A 15269-nucleotide genomic window follows, 5' to 3' on the forward strand; every position below is an offset into this window, starting at 1 on the left:
TATATAGTAAATTTATTCTTGTAAATCAGTAACAGCAAATAATGTTCACAAATTCAACTTTTCCTTAATTATTGTATAATATGTGACTACTATACAGCTTTAGTAGATGTTTTTTTGTGCTTACTTATTTCTCGACTGATATCTTCCTTTGTACCACATAAAAGTTCCTTACTTAATTCACTACCAAGTTGAGCTATTTGGCTCAAATCTTGACGGCTAATCTTTCTCTTCTGACTCTGTTTTTCTTCCTGTGATGATTCTTCTTTGTTTTCTTTCTGAGCCGGAATAAGCCCATGTTCCGCACTTATATGCTGTCTTAAAGTTCCTTCATCTCCACACAATCTAGCTTTACATAGTACACATGTTTTAACCAAATCTACACCTGAATCTTTAAGGCCTGAAAATAATGATTTTGCTGACTGATTAATAGCAGCTATCCCTGCCGTCATTGGTAAACATCTCATATTACCGTTATGTATACCATTTGTTATTGCGCTAGGCAACCTTATTACAGCTTCACTCAAATTACTAGCATTTTTAAGAACAGCAGAACAACATGTCAAACTATTTCCAACAATAGATAATAAAAATATTAATGATGTGAGAAAATACGGCTTTTTAGTATCTGATAAAACCCCAGAACTTCCATGTATTATTTTTTTATCTACTTTTTTAGCAAGATATCCACTCAAACTATTAACACATCGTGCCATACCAAGTAATACTGAAGCACTTAACCTACCTATACACCCAACAGCTAATCCAGCTACATTTAATGGTAACATAAGGAAAGAAAGAAACAAGTCTGTCTGTCCAGTTTCATAAGATCTAACAGAAAAAGAGAAAGGGTAAACCTGCTGTTTTGTACTCAAGAAAACATCTCTATTACCACCTTTCACAACAGGATCAACACATTTTCTACCATCATGAGCTACAACCAACACTTTGTTTTCTTCTGATTTAGATTCAAAATCCTTATAATGATTAATTCCAGCAGTATTTATAGCATATAACCTATGTCCTTGCACATTTACAACTGGTCCTTTATCAGGACCTGTTAATGGAACAACTGGATATCTTTTTCCCTTAAATATTAGATAATCTCCATGAATCTCTAAACCCAACTTATGACATTTACTTGACACATATTTACATGTTTGATTTCTATGTAAAACTGGAAGTTGTGCTCTGCATATAACTTTTTGATTAATCCCAAAATCAGGCAACAATCTAAGAAGTGGCACAACACCAAAATAACCATATGCTTGACGTACAACACCAAAGACCTTCGAAGGGGAAAACGGTATAAATCTAATACCATTCCTAAGAGCACGAGAAAAATTATTCAACATATCCTTTAATCAACACTACTACAATAATTATATATTTAAATACATCATATTATATAATAGTAAAAAAATTAATATCAAAAATATTTAATAAAGAAAACAGAACTACAAGCACCACATATAGAACATACTTATCAACTGAAAAACACCTTAGCTTATATAAAAAACTATTAACTAGAAATTTTCTTATTCATCAAAGGCATAGAAAATAAAAAAGCATTAGTATTTTAAAAACACGTTATATAAAATTATAAATACTAAAAACAATGTAGTTAAAACTACAATCCCCTTAATAACAAGAAATACAAATGCCCTTAACACAACAGAGTGTATATAATCTTCTAATATAACCTGCATGCCCAAGACTGCATGATAAAATGCAAATATAAAAAAGCACAACAAAACAATAAGATCAGTACTACTTACATCTGAAATAGATAAACGACACTCTGGAAAAGACTTAAGTGTTAAAGAAACAACACCAAGAAACTTAAATAAAAACCATAAGGATAAAGGAAGTAAAATACAAGCTGTAATTCTTTGAAACAACCAATGATACACTGAATGACTAACCATAACTTTATACCATTAACTTAGGAAAAAACTATAAAGTATAAAAGATGAGAATAGGCATAAACAAACAACTACTACTCCTGTAATTTTTACTGCAGATTTAGTTAAACCTAGTCCTAAATCCCATAAAATATGCCTTATACCATTTAAATAGTGGTAACACAACACGTTCAACCAAATAAAAGCTAATAACTTAAAGCAATATAATGAAATATAAGAACTACAAAGAAAATTATAAACTCCACAAACCATCTGAGGACACAAGAACGAAGCAATGAGCCCCCAAGCAAGAATTAATAAACCTAAAAGTAATATTATGCCAGTAAACCGATGCATAATAGAAAGCTTATATACAACCTTGTATATCTGTAAATGCGGTGATAAAGGCCTAATTTTTGACATTATCAAATTTTACAAAAATAAAACAAATTTTAAAGAAATCTATGCCTAACTATAAAAATCAATTATAACTTTTAATCATTCAGATAAAACAATCAGACAAAATAGAAATAAAGACGGCGTAGCACCTTATCAAAACATTACTAAAAAATAACATCGGATAAGAAAGCCTAAAAGGAGGTAATCCAGCCGCAGGTTCACCTACAGCTACCTTGTTACGACTTCACCCTAGTCACTAACCCAACCTTAAATGGCTGCTTCCTTTCGGTTAGCACACCAGCTTCGAGTTAAGCCAATTCCCATGGCGTGACGGGCAGTGTGTACAAGACCCGAGAACGTATTCACCGTGGCATGATGATCCACGATTACTAGCGATTCCGACTTCATGCTCTCGAGTTGCAGAGAACAATCCGAACTGAGACAACTTTTATGGATTAGCTAAACCTTGCGGTCTCGCGACCTATTGTAGTTGCCATTGTAGCACGTGTGTAGCCCACCTTATAAGGGCCGTGCTGACTTGACATCATCCCCACCTTCCTCCAGTTTATCACTGGCAGTTTCCTTAGAGTGCCCAGCATTACCTGTTGGTAACTAAGGACGAGGGTTGCGCTCGTTGCGGGACTTAACCCAACATCTCACGACACGAGCTGACGACAGCCATGCAGCACCTGTGTAAGGTCCAGCCGAACTGACTCCCCCTGTTAGGGGGGATACGACCTTCATGTCAAAAAGTGGTAAGGTTTTTCGCGTTGCATCGAATTAAACCACATGCTCCACCGCTTGTGCGGGTCCCCGTCAATTCCTTTGAGTTTTAGTCTTGCGACCGTAGTCCCCAGGCGGAGTGCTTAACGCGTTAGCTACAATACAAAGATAAAATCCTCACATTTAGCACTCATCGTTTACAGCGTGGACTACCAGGGTATCTAATCCTGTTTGCTCCCCACGCTTTCGCACCTCAGTGTCAGTATCGAACCAGACAGCCGCTTTCGCCACTGGTGTTCCTCCTAATATCTACGAATTTCACCTCTACACTAGGAATTCCGCTATCCTCTTTCGACCTCTAGTCTAGCAGTATTAAAAGCCGCTCCAAAGTTAAGCTCTGGTATTTCACTTTTAACTTACTAGTCCACCTACGTGCCCTTTACGCCCAATAATTCCGAACAACGCTTGCCCCCTCCGTATTACCGCGGCTGCTGGCACAGAGTTTGCCGGGACTTCTTCTATAGGTACCGTCATTATCTTCCCTATTGAAAGAGCTTTACAACCCGAAGGCCTTCTTCACTCACGCGGCATAGCTGGATCAGGCTTTCGCCCATTGTCCAATATTCCCCACTGCTGCCTCCCGTAGGAGTCTGGACCGTATCTCAGTTCCAGTGTGGCTGATCGTCCTCTCAGACCAGCTATAGATCATAGTCTTGGTAAGCCATTACCTTACCAACTAACTAATCTAACATAGGCTCATCTAATAGCGATAAATCTTTCCCCCGCAGGGATTATACAGTATTACCCATCATTTCTAATGGCTATTCCATACTACTAGGTAGATTCCTATGCATTACTCACCCGTCTGCCACTAATAACTGCCTATAACAAAAAAGCTATAGGCAGTTATCCGTTCGACTTGCATGTGTTAGGCTTGCCGCCAGCGTTCGTTCTGAGCCAGGATCAAACTCTCAAGTTTGACAAACCATATATACTATGGCTTGGACTCATGCAAACAAACATAAATGCGTCAATGCATGATAAATAAATATAGCTACTATGCATCGCCGCCTTTACTTCTATTCTATAAACTTTAAACTATTCAAACAACTTCATCATTTATGGCACTTAGCCATGGGTTGAATTATCCATTAATATATGCTTAATGTCAACATATTTTTTAACATTAATTTTAAAATAACAAATTAAGCAATTCTGATTTTAGCTCCATGTTTATTAAATAATCCAATTATTGCGAGTAAATCACCTGTTTTTCTAACATTTTTTATCTCAAGAAAACTATTAGAAATCATGCCTATAACCAAAAATAATATTGTCATTTTAAAATCGTAGCATGCATCTACTGAATCCCAATCGAGAACATTGCTAGAACATCCATAAATAATTATGCAATTTACCTCTACTGTTACCCTTACTCCACATTTTATTAGTTCATCAATAACAGCTCTCAATCTTTTATCCATAAACACACCATTCAAAACCGTCATACCATCAGAATATGCAGCCAGTATCACCATAAATAAGTATTCATCGATATCAAAATTTTCATTCGATAGACACTCGACTCCTTGCAAGACACTATCTTTAACCGCAAGATCCACAATCTCTTCTCCAACTGCATTCCTTCTCTTATTGATAAAAAAAAGATTTGCACCCATTTTTACCAAAATTTGATGAAGATTTTTCATTCTATTGTTCAATAAAACATTCAATATAGTGATTTCTGATCCCTTTAAAATTAAAGCTACAATTATAAAAGACAACATACAGAAAAAATCATTAGGAATACATACATTCTTGGAATATAATTCACGTTGACCAGATATATTAACTGTATTTATCAAACCTTTATCTGTAGAACATTCCACTTCAACGTTAAAATATCGTAGCATATGCATAATACTAGCTTGACCTTGACTAGGAGTACTAACTATAGTTGTAGTACCGTACGTATTTAATGCAGCAAACATTATTGCTGTTTTTACCTCATCCTCTCTAGTCTCATATTTTATAGGTAACATGTCTATACAGCCTACTAAAGCAGCTGGTAATTTATTGTCATTTGAAATAAATCTAGCCCCCATTAACAATAATGGCTTCATTACATTATCAATATTTGAATTAGTATATCCAGATAAAAAAGACGTAAAAGGACAATTAGATAAACACCCCATCATCATATAAATAGATGGATCATTAAAATACAACACATCTTTTGGACAAAGGAAAGCTCCTACACCCATCCCTTCTATACTGCAAATCCTATTATTTTTATTATATCTAACTTTAACACCAAGCAAATTCAAAGATTTGATAGTTAGTATTATATCAGTATTAAAGGCAATATCATAAATTTTAGTCACCCCTACTACCTGAGACGCTAAAATTAATGCTACATGCGAAAGTAAACTATCCTTTACTATATTTACATGACCACATATACGATATGTTCTTTCGGATACAATCACCATAACTACTACTCCCACTATAGTAACACAAGGCTAGCAGAACATAATTATCATCAAATTTATCAATCCCTATTTCTATAAACCACATTATCAAAAAAGGATTACAATAGTATTAGATATATTTTAACATGACCAGATATTCATTACATGTAAAAGTATCTAAACATTATTAAAAATCTAAGGTACATATAAATACACCTATACTTACAACTTATCCAATCATCAACAAGAAGCACCACCAGCTATATATTTGGATAATATAACACATTTCTAAACATCACAATTATCAACTAATATATCTTTCTCTTCTATTAGTTAATTAAAATACACTACTTTTAAAAATGTAGCTTTTTTGCAAAACCATAAACACACTTAAGAATAAAAAATAACAATTTCCTTAATATATAACTACCATAAAACATGAGATAACATTAAATTAAAACACTATTAATCTCAATATCTCTTACCCAATTTAACTTAAAAATTTCTACAAAGACTAAAGGAGTAATTAAAAAGCTATTTGGTAACCGAATTGTAACATGATTACTTACAAGTACTAGATCAATTAATACAACAGTGGGCCCCCTATCTTTTAATAAACTGGATAGCTCTTTTATTATAATACTATCCTCAGCATTAGCATATATAACCATACTTCTTATAATAGAAGAAATTTTGCTTTCAAAACTATAAATATTCTTACCAAGTAATCTTACTGAAGTACTATAAAAAGCATTATCCATTTCAATAATTACAGATGCACCACTAGTAAATAAATCTTTGTTGTCTTCTATTATACTACCATTATAAAAAACTATTTCATGAATATTATGAGGATCAGAAAGAGTTACAACTGCAAATTTATCTCTATTCGTAGAACGAACTTTAACATTAGAAATTATGCCTGCAATTTTATTATTATACAAAGATATATCATCATAATTAATAAACCCTATATTTAATTTTTTTAAAAGATATCTATAATTCTCCATAGGATGATGGTTCAGATAAAAGCCTATAGACGAAAATTCATTATGTAATTTTTCTTCCTTAGTCCAATCATCAGTTTCTGATAACTTATAATGATTCCTATCATTAAATAAACTAAACTGATTAAAATTAGAATTGTATTTATTATACTCAATAATATCCAAAAATAGAAAAACTGATTCAAAAAGCTGTTTTCTATTGCTATGAATACTATCTAGAACTCCTGCCTTAATAATACTCTCCAATATTCTCTTATGTACACACTTGGTACTTACTCTATCAATAAAATCCCATATGTCTTTATAAGCAACATCATCTACTATTTCCTTTGCTGAATGCTGTCCTACATTTTTAAGAGCTCCAAGAGCATATCTAATAGATGATGTCCCTTCAATAGTAAAGAATACCTTAGAAAAGTTAATATCCGGAGGCAATATTTCAATACCATGCAACTTTGCTTGATGACACAACATTTCTAACTTATCTTTATCTGCTATATCCAAATTCATAGAAGCAGTAAAAAATTCTAGTGTATAATTAGCTTTTAAATAAGCTGTTTGATAACTAATTAAAGCATAAGCTGCAGCATGCGATTTATTAAAACCATAACCTGCAAACTTCGCTACTAAATCAAAAATATAACTCGCTTTTTCTTCCTCTATCCCATTGCTAATAGCACCATTTATAAAAGTTCTACGTTGATTATCCATTTCCTCTTTGATCTTCTTTCCCATTGCACGTCTTAACAAATCTGCTTCACCTAAACTATATCCTGCCATTATCCTAGCAATTTCCATTACTTGCTCTTGGTAAATTATAACTCCAAAAGTCTCTTTAAGAACATCTTCTAAAATTGGGTGTATATAATCTGGCCTCTCAAGTCCATGCTTACGTGCTATGTATGTAGATATGTTATCCATAGGACCTGGTCTATACAGAGAAATTAATGCTATAATATCGTTTAGACTATCTGGCTTTAGTTTGCTAATTACTTCTCTCATGCCTGAACTTTCAAGCTGGAATACCCCAACAGAATCACCTGTAGACAACATTTCATATGTTTTTTTATCATTTAACGGAATACGTGATATATCAACACTCTTACCTCTTCTATTAACTAGATGACAAATCTGATTTATTACAGTTAACGTCCGCAACCCTAAAAAATCGAACTTCACCAATCCTGCTTTTTCAGTATATTTCATATTATATTGAGTAATAGGAAGAAAAGATGTGCTATCGTAATACAAAGGCAGTAGCTCTTCTAACTTTCTATCACAAATTACAATACCTGCAGCATGTATTGAAACATGCCTATAGAGCCCTTCAAGCTTCAATGATATTTCTAACAATTTAGCAACTGTTTCATCACCATCTCGTTCTTTCTGTAAGTTTTTATCCATCTCTATTGCTTCGGATAAAGTAACAGGCCTAACTGGATTATGAGGAATCATTTTACAGATTCTATCTACCTGAAAATAAGGCATCTGCATAACTCTACCTACATCACGAAGTACAGCTTTAGCCTGTAACTTACCAAAAGTTATGATGTGAGCAACATAACCATATTTTTTCCTTACATACTCTATAACGTAATCTCTCTTTTCTTGACAAAAATCAATATCAAAATCCGGCATCGAAATACGATCAGGGTTCAAAAACCTTTCAAAAATCAACCCAAATTCTATAGGATCAAGATCAGTAATTTGCAAAGACCAAGCAACAAGAGAACCAGCTCCAGATCCTCTACCAGGACCTACCATTATATCATTTCTTTTACTCCAACATATAAAATCGGATACTATTAAAAAATATCCAGCATAATCCATCGAAATAATAATATCCAATTCATAATGCAATCTTTCATAATACTTAGAAACTTCCTCTTCAGATAAATTTTTACCTATTAAACGACTATCCAAACCATCAATAGCCTGACTTACTAATTCCTGACTTTCATTTTTACCACTCGAACATGGAAAGTGAGGTAATATAGGCTTTCTAGTTTCCAGCATAAAAGAACAACGCTGTGCTATTAACACAGTATTGGAAACTGCTTCGGGAATATCCTTGAACAATTCATACATCTCATCAGAAGACTTAAAATAATGCTCTTCCGTAAACATCTTCCTATCTTCTTGAGCAATATAATTACCATCTGATATGCAAGATAAAACATCATGTGCTAAAAAATCATTTCTTTCTGCAAATAACACATCATTCGTAGCAACCAATGGTAGATCTTTTTCATAAGCAAAATTAATAAGTGTTCTCTCTATGAATTGTTCTTCTTCTACTCCATGACGCTGGAGCTCAACATAAAGATTTCCTTTAAAAGCAAGCAACAACTTATCTATAATGCCATAGTCAATTACATTCCCCAACAAAAGTTGAGCTAAAAATCCATCATGACCTCCTGTTAGAACAATAATACCATCTTTCAACTCAACAAGTGCTTCTAAATCTATTCTATTAACTTTGTTAGATTGATTATCTTTAAATGAATTACTAACAAGATTAACAATATTATTATATCCTACTTGATCTTTTACTAATAATACCAGTTCTCCAATATTATCATCACCATAACTTACCATTATGTTACAGCCTATAATAGGCTGCACACCTGAATTAGATGCACAATCAGAAAATTCTAAAGATCCAAACAGATTCCCTGAATCCGTCAATGCCAACGCAGGCATATTGTATTGTACACATAAATTCACTAAAGAATCTATCTTTACCATCCCATGAAGCAAGGAGTAATCACTATGAGACCTAAGATGAACAAATATTTGACTCATAATTACCAATTAATAAGCAATTTTCACAGTTAATCTATCAAATAATACAAATACGTTTTTAGTAAGAGTTACCAAACATTTAACCATCTCTAAAACTAGATTATCCTACCCAATACTTAATTTATATTTAATAAATAGATATACAATAATAATTTATAACAACAAATCAAAAAGCAAAATTGTAGTAATAAAAATTATTGTAATCAGAACATTACAAAATGATTGTTTAAAATAAGTAAGGAATCAAATGGATATAATTAATCACATAGTAAATGTCTAGTACCATTGTATAGTAATAGTATTTACGCACTTACTGCATTTTTCATTAAGCATACTCAGATTTATATTTCAAATCCACAAATATTCTAAAAATAATAACTCAGGATATTAAAATTTGACAATAATATGCTGACACAATTTGAATGAGTAAAAATTAAATAAGTTATACATGTTATCCATCATTAAGCAACTTATGTACACCTTGTAATCATAAATTAATATAGTATTTACACACTTACTGCATTTTTCATTAAGCATACTCAGATTTATATTTCAAATCCACAAATATCCTAAAAACAATAACTCAGGATATTAAAATTTGACAATAATATGCTGATATAATTTGAATGAGTAAAAATTAAATAAGTTATACGTTATCCATTACTAAGCAATTTATGTACACTTTATAGTAATGACTGAATAAAAAACACAGCACTTACATATAACCTGTTAATATCAAAACACTCAGTACATAACTATTTTAAAAATTACTAGACATTAAAAAAACAATAACCTAAATTATACAGTTAAAGTTCAGAATGTTACCTAACTATACCATTCTACATATGTGATTTATTATTTTAGTAATAATAAGTACACTTTACTATGTAACAGCAAAATTTCCTTATTTTACACAATTACATTCTGTTTCCCCAGGATCACATTCTGGTGCCAAAGTCGAATAAAAAGTAAAGATAGCATCTTTTTTCGCTACAAATGTATAAGTCACACCATTATTGTTATAAAGACATTTTTTTGTAGCATTATCACTTAACTTTGTATGCTTAGAAAATTCCTTATATGCTTTTGTTGCATTCAATATAATTTCATCAGCATGTGTAAAATCACAACCTTTTCTATGATCGATAGTTAGTTGACTGTTAGAATTTCTAAATATTACTCCAATTGTATAAACTTTATCACTTACTTCATCAACAACAGCGCTATCATAGTGCCTACCAGCCCAATGATTTTCCTGAGCCTGAATATAACGACCAAAAAAATGCATACCATCTAATTTAAGTATTTTAGGCTGCCCACACATAATATGAGCAAAAGCTTGTTGATTAAACCATAACTCCGTTAGTTCATCTTTAAATTGTGTCAAACTTGCATTCGGAGTAAATACTTGATGATTTAAACCTTCATAAAGCTTATCAACATATTCTTTATATTCTATATTATCTAAAATAAGTTTAAAAAAGTCTGCTCTAGGAGTATTACCCCAATTTCCACAAACATTTAGTACAGCCCTATCAAACTTATTCATTTCAGGAGCAACAGGCAAGTCACAGTCACCATCGTCAGTAACTTTAAAAAAAGGATTCATGATAGATTCATTTCTGAGACATCCAGTAGAATCTACTTGTTTTTTTACAGCTTCATCAGAAACATGAAGACATGAACAAGCAATTACACTAACTGGAAAAAAAATAACCCAAAACCATACATATTTACAAATTCTCATAACATCATCTCCAAAATTACTTCAAAAATACAAAATTTAGTATGTAAATTAATAATCAACATCGTTATATTGCGAGATAGTCATCCTTTTAACTTAAAAATACATAATATTCACAAAATCCGTACAACAGAAATATTTATTTATCAATGCGTTCAACCGTAAAACATAAGGAACTACAATGTTTATTTATAATACAAGTCATATCAATAATTTCTAATAACAAGGCTATTATACAAGATCTCAAATAACAGAACAAAACTAACATTAAGAAACAGAATATAATCTATTATCATACAAAAGCTATTACCATTTAGTAAAAACAACAAAAACTCAAGAAACAAAATGCCTAAGGTTGCATATTTGACATATACAAAAAAATTATAACAAGCTACTTTAGCACAGTTAAAAGTTGAAAATATTCACATTTTCTAAGCAATACAAAAACAATTCGTATAAGAAATTTAATAATAATGTGCTACCACACAGTTACATGTAACCATATTGATATACATTAGCTGCCACAGTAGCACAAATTGATTCTTATTGTATACAGCTACACTCTGTTTCACCCTTTGGACAATTTGGTGTTAAATCTGCAAAAAATGTAACAATAGAACCTTTACGAGCTACAAATACATAAGTCACACCTTCACTATCATAAAGACAGTGTTTAGCTCTCCTTAGCTCTAATATTGGGCTCTTAGCAAATCCTTTATAAGCATTTGTAGCATGTAGTATAATCTCATTAGCATGTAAAAAATCATAACCCTTTCTATGGTCAACTACTAATTCTCCTCTATGATTTTTAAATACAACTCCAATAGTAAATACTTTATCACTAATTTCATCAGGGACACTATCATAATGTCTACCAGCCCATCTATTTTCTTGAGCTTGCATGTAACGTCCAAAGAAATGCATGCCACTTAACCTACCTCGTCTAGGTTGCCCACACATTATATGAGTAAATCCATCCCTATTAAACCATAACTCTGTTAGCTCATTTTTAAACTTATCAAGATCTGCATTCGGAGTGAACACTTGATGATTTAATCCTTGATATATCTCATCAACATATTTTTTATACTCTTTTTTATTTAACATATTTTTAAAATCTTTTGCTTTTGGAGTACTACCCCAATCACCACAAATATCCAATACAGCCCTATCAAATTCATTAAGCACAGGAGGATTAGGTAAATCATCACATTTATTATATTTCCCTGTTTTAAAAAAAGGATTTATACCAGACGGGTGATTAATACATTGATCAGACATATCAACAGCAGCTACAGATAATATTACACTGAATGGCAATAAAAAAAAGCAGAAACATATATATTTATAAAATCCCATAACATTATTCCCTACAATAATAAAAAATTAAAAAATTAACTTATTTAACAGCAAGGTAATTCTACCACCTTTTAGAATTTTTTCCACGTAAAAAAGCATTGTCAAGTAAAGTAAAAACATTACAATAACACGGTAAATAGTACAAAAGTCAATGAACATCATTCAAAAAATAAAAAATAAAATTATATCAGAGTTAAATGTACTCAAGCTTGAAATAATAGATGAATCTTTGAAGCATAGAGATCATATTTTTCAATCTGCTTATAGTATTTCACATTTAAAAGTACAACTAGTATCTAACGATTTTTTAGAAATAACTAGAATCAACAGACACAAATTACTGCATAAGATTTTAGAGGGCGAAATAAAACTGATACACTCAATTTCGTTTTCACTTTATACAGAAGCAGAGTACAACATTCTTTTAGAAGAAAGTAATTAAGCACTACTATGTCTAACAACACAGTTAAAATAACTAATATTAATAATAAATATAGGAAAAAATATTAACAAGTCATTACTTAATACACCTTCTTATGCAGTACAACAAACTATTCTGTACATCAACACAAAACTCCACTATTTAAGTCTTCCAAAATAAACCAAAAACAACATTAACACTAACAGATTATCATTAATTCTACTACGGCCACAGCTATATAACTTTCACACATAACTTACCTACACTGATATCTATATGAATCTTATTTGTATCCAAAATTTCACTAAAGAAAAAGTAATTAATCATTACATATAAATCTTATATCTCACATTATTACCTTACAAATACAAATCATATAAACATTAGTTTTTCTACGGATATAGTTCTACAACATTCCAGTCACACATACTATTATCTCTAGTATACTGATACCTGGTGTGAATTCTATCTAATCCTTCTTGCCAAAATTCCATTAATACTGGAACAACTACTATCCCACCCCAATAATCTGGCCTAGGTATTGGTTTTTCATGAAACTCTATCTTCATTTTTTCTATTAATTCAATAAAATCTTTCCTACTCTCTAAAATGCTTGACTGTTTGGAACCCCAAGCCCCTATTTGACTACCACGAGGCCTAGATGCATAATATGCATCTGCATCTTGACAAGATAGCATTTTTATTTCACCTTCAATCCTAACTTGCTTAGAAATATGACTCCAATCAAAAACAAGAGCAACAAAAGGATTTGCTGTCATTTCTTTCCCTTTACGGCTATTCATATTTGTAAAAAACACAAAACCTTGATCGCTATACTTTTTTAATAACACAACCCTTGCTGAAGGTTTTAAAGCTTCACTGCATGTAGCAAGTACCATTGCCGCAGGATTTTTATGTTCAGAAGGAATTTCCAATACCTCATTATACCATAAATCAAATAATTCAATAGGATCTTCCTTAATCATATTTTACCTTTAACACTAACTAACATAAACAGATTATCACTACATCCACATAATAAGGCTTCTTATACTTTATCCAATCAAATTATCCAAATTATTGTATAATATTCTTATCACAAATCAGCAATATTCATAAAAAAACAATACACTGGTTCTTTACAGTATATAATAAGAACATTCAACTAAATCATAGCTGCTATATTCTATCATGTATTTCCTGATTTATAGCAGAATTAACAATACTTCTTGGGAATAAAAAATTCTGAAAAAGCGAAGTCACCACATAGTAAAATATGTCCTCCATTCACCAATCATCAGCTACACTACCTATTTAGTAAGCAGCAAATTCTTAATTAGAGAAAATATTTTTAGTATACAACACCCTATTGAAACTCATTATAATATATGCACTACAAATTAAACGCATATAATACACACTTTAACTTAGTCTCTAACACATAAAACTATAGACGTTTAATTCTCTCATCACTTAAAAGCATATCACAAAAATCATTTATACTACTTTCATTCTCCTGTATAATCTTTTGAGCATCTCTCTTGACATTTTGTATATTTTCTGGAGAAGCATCACTAAAATCACATTTAGAATATGCTATATTACCAGAGATTCTACAATATGTATCTTCTTCTTTTATAATTCTAGACATTTGATAATCTATAGCATCTAAGCCAGCATCAATGATAACAAACATTATCTTATCAGCCCAATACAATAACGAATTTTGCAGATCCGAAAAATTTTTATTCACAGTACCACATCCCACAGACAAGCAACATAATTTCTCATTTGGATACAACACTTGCGCTGCAGCATATGCTGCTATAATAGGATTATTACATACAATAGAACTATCAATCAATAATTTCTTTTTATTATCCACAACTATCTTTTTAGGAGCAAAATAAGTAGGAGCAGCCACAGCACCTCTTGCAATATCAGACACTTTTATATTACGATATTTATCTATCCAACTTCTAAACATTATTGTTTGACTAGAATACAAATCATAACTTGGAACAATAAAATTTGCTACCAAGTCTTTCATTACAGCATCTCCAAATATTCCTTTTAGCACTGAATTCAAATTTCTATCGGAATATTTAGGACCAACAATTAACGAAAAAATACCCCTTGTAATAGAATTAGAGAAAATCTTTCCAGAATATTTTAACATCAAATCTAATAAATCACTTGTGTCGTACTTAGGTGTACCATCAGCTTTCTTAAGGCACAGTGCACCACCTATAAGACTACCAACTGAACTACCTGATACCAAGTCAAACACCTTATATAATGGTTTATTTATTTTCTTCTCTATCTCCTGCAGTATAGTTGCTGCTACTATACCTCTAACCCCACCACCATCTATCGATAAAATATATTTAGTCATAACCCCACACCTCACACACTTTATTATTTCACTTGATTAAAAAT

10 protein-coding genes and 1 rRNA gene are annotated in these 15269 nt (G+C 31.6%); 1 reads left to right on the forward strand and 10 read right to left on the reverse strand.

Going from position 1 to position 15269, the window contains the following annotated elements:
- Positions 1-89: 89 nt before the first annotated feature.
- From PVA18_RS03650 to PVA18_RS03685, 8 genes are all read right to left on the reverse strand, one after another.
- Positions 90-1352, reverse strand: coding sequence for a hypothetical protein (locus tag PVA18_RS03650; protein WP_045805072.1), 1263 nt, complete (start codon positions 1350-1352; stop codon positions 90-92).
- Between the two features lie 216 nt (positions 1353-1568).
- Entirely contained in the window at positions 1569-1925 is a 357-nt protein-coding gene (sdhD, locus tag PVA18_RS03655) for a succinate dehydrogenase, hydrophobic membrane anchor protein (protein ID WP_045805073.1), read from the reverse strand.
- Positions 1926-1937: 12 nt separating this feature from the next.
- Positions 1938-2324 carry a succinate dehydrogenase, cytochrome b556 subunit gene (gene sdhC, locus PVA18_RS03660; RefSeq protein ID WP_082058922.1) on the reverse strand — a complete coding sequence of 129 codons (387 nt, stop codon included), beginning with the start codon at positions 2322-2324 and terminating at the stop codon, positions 1938-1940.
- A 170-nt stretch (positions 2325-2494) separates the two neighbouring features.
- Positions 2495-4002, reverse strand: a 16S ribosomal RNA gene (locus PVA18_RS03665).
- 226 nt (positions 4003-4228) lie between these two features.
- A complete protein-coding gene (locus PVA18_RS03670; protein WP_045805261.1) occupies positions 4229-5515 on the reverse strand; it encodes a 3-phosphoshikimate 1-carboxyvinyltransferase in 1287 nt (428 codons plus the stop codon).
- A 428-nt stretch (positions 5516-5943) separates the two neighbouring features.
- Complete coding sequence (gene dnaE / locus PVA18_RS03675) at positions 5944-9306, reverse strand: DNA polymerase III subunit alpha (protein ID WP_180384229.1); 3363 nt, start codon at positions 9304-9306, stop codon at positions 5944-5946.
- Positions 9307-10210: 904 nt separating this feature from the next.
- The gene (locus tag PVA18_RS03680) at positions 10211-11053 is read right to left on the reverse strand and encodes an EndoU domain-containing protein (RefSeq protein ID WP_045805075.1); all 843 of its coding nucleotides are present in this window, start codon (positions 11051-11053) and stop codon (positions 10211-10213) included.
- Positions 11054-11593: 540 nt separating this feature from the next.
- A complete protein-coding gene (locus tag PVA18_RS03685; RefSeq protein WP_045805076.1) occupies positions 11594-12409 on the reverse strand; it encodes an EndoU domain-containing protein in 816 nt (271 codons plus the stop codon).
- Positions 12410-12560: 151 nt separating this feature from the next.
- On the opposite strand from PVA18_RS03685, the gene PVA18_RS03690 reads away from it, so the two are divergent.
- Complete coding sequence (locus tag PVA18_RS03690; RefSeq protein WP_045805077.1) at positions 12561-12851, forward strand: BolA/IbaG family iron-sulfur metabolism protein; 291 nt, start codon at positions 12561-12563, stop codon at positions 12849-12851.
- Between the two features lie 371 nt (positions 12852-13222).
- Here PVA18_RS03690 and pdxH read toward each other — a convergent pair whose 3' ends face one another.
- Positions 13223-13816 carry a pyridoxamine 5'-phosphate oxidase gene (gene pdxH / locus PVA18_RS03695; protein WP_045805078.1) on the reverse strand — a complete coding sequence of 198 codons (594 nt, stop codon included), beginning with the start codon at positions 13814-13816 and terminating at the stop codon, positions 13223-13225.
- Between the two features lie 461 nt (positions 13817-14277).
- On the reverse strand, positions 14278-15225 hold the full coding sequence (locus PVA18_RS03700; protein ID WP_045805079.1) for a patatin-like phospholipase family protein: 948 nt from the start codon (positions 15223-15225) through the stop codon (positions 14278-14280).
- Between the last annotated feature and the right edge of the window lie 44 nt (positions 15226-15269).

The organism is Ehrlichia muris subsp. eauclairensis, from assembly GCF_051097115.1.
Classification (GTDB): Bacteria; Pseudomonadota; Alphaproteobacteria; order Rickettsiales; family Anaplasmataceae; genus Ehrlichia; species Ehrlichia muris.

What these genes read in the sequence shown, in the direction of transcription:
- PVA18_RS03690 (WP_045805077.1), top strand. Translation starts at nt 12,561, where the DNA reads ATGAACATCATTCAAAAAATAAAAAATAAAATTATATCAGAGTTAAAT.
- PVA18_RS03670 (WP_045805261.1), bottom strand. Translation starts at nt 5,515, where the DNA reads ATGGTGATTGTATCCGAAAGAACATATCGTATATGTGGTCATGTAAAT.
- sdhC (WP_082058922.1), bottom strand. Translation starts at nt 2,324, where the DNA reads ATGTCAAAAATTAGGCCTTTATCACCGCATTTACAGATATACAAGGTT.
- PVA18_RS03650 (WP_045805072.1), bottom strand. Translation starts at nt 1,352, where the DNA reads ATGTTGAATAATTTTTCTCGTGCTCTTAGGAATGGTATTAGATTTATA.
- PVA18_RS03685 (WP_045805076.1), bottom strand. Translation starts at nt 12,409, where the DNA reads ATGGGATTTTATAAATATATATGTTTCTGCTTTTTTTTATTGCCATTC.
- PVA18_RS03700 (WP_045805079.1), bottom strand. Translation starts at nt 15,225, where the DNA reads ATGACTAAATATATTTTATCGATAGATGGTGGTGGGGTTAGAGGTATA.
- sdhD (WP_045805073.1), bottom strand. Translation starts at nt 1,925, where the DNA reads ATGGTTAGTCATTCAGTGTATCATTGGTTGTTTCAAAGAATTACAGCT.
- pdxH (WP_045805078.1), bottom strand. Translation starts at nt 13,816, where the DNA reads ATGATTAAGGAAGATCCTATTGAATTATTTGATTTATGGTATAATGAG.
- PVA18_RS03680 (WP_045805075.1), bottom strand. Translation starts at nt 11,053, where the DNA reads ATGAGAATTTGTAAATATGTATGGTTTTGGGTTATTTTTTTTCCAGTT.
- dnaE (WP_180384229.1), bottom strand. Translation starts at nt 9,306, where the DNA reads ATGAGTCAAATATTTGTTCATCTTAGGTCTCATAGTGATTACTCCTTG.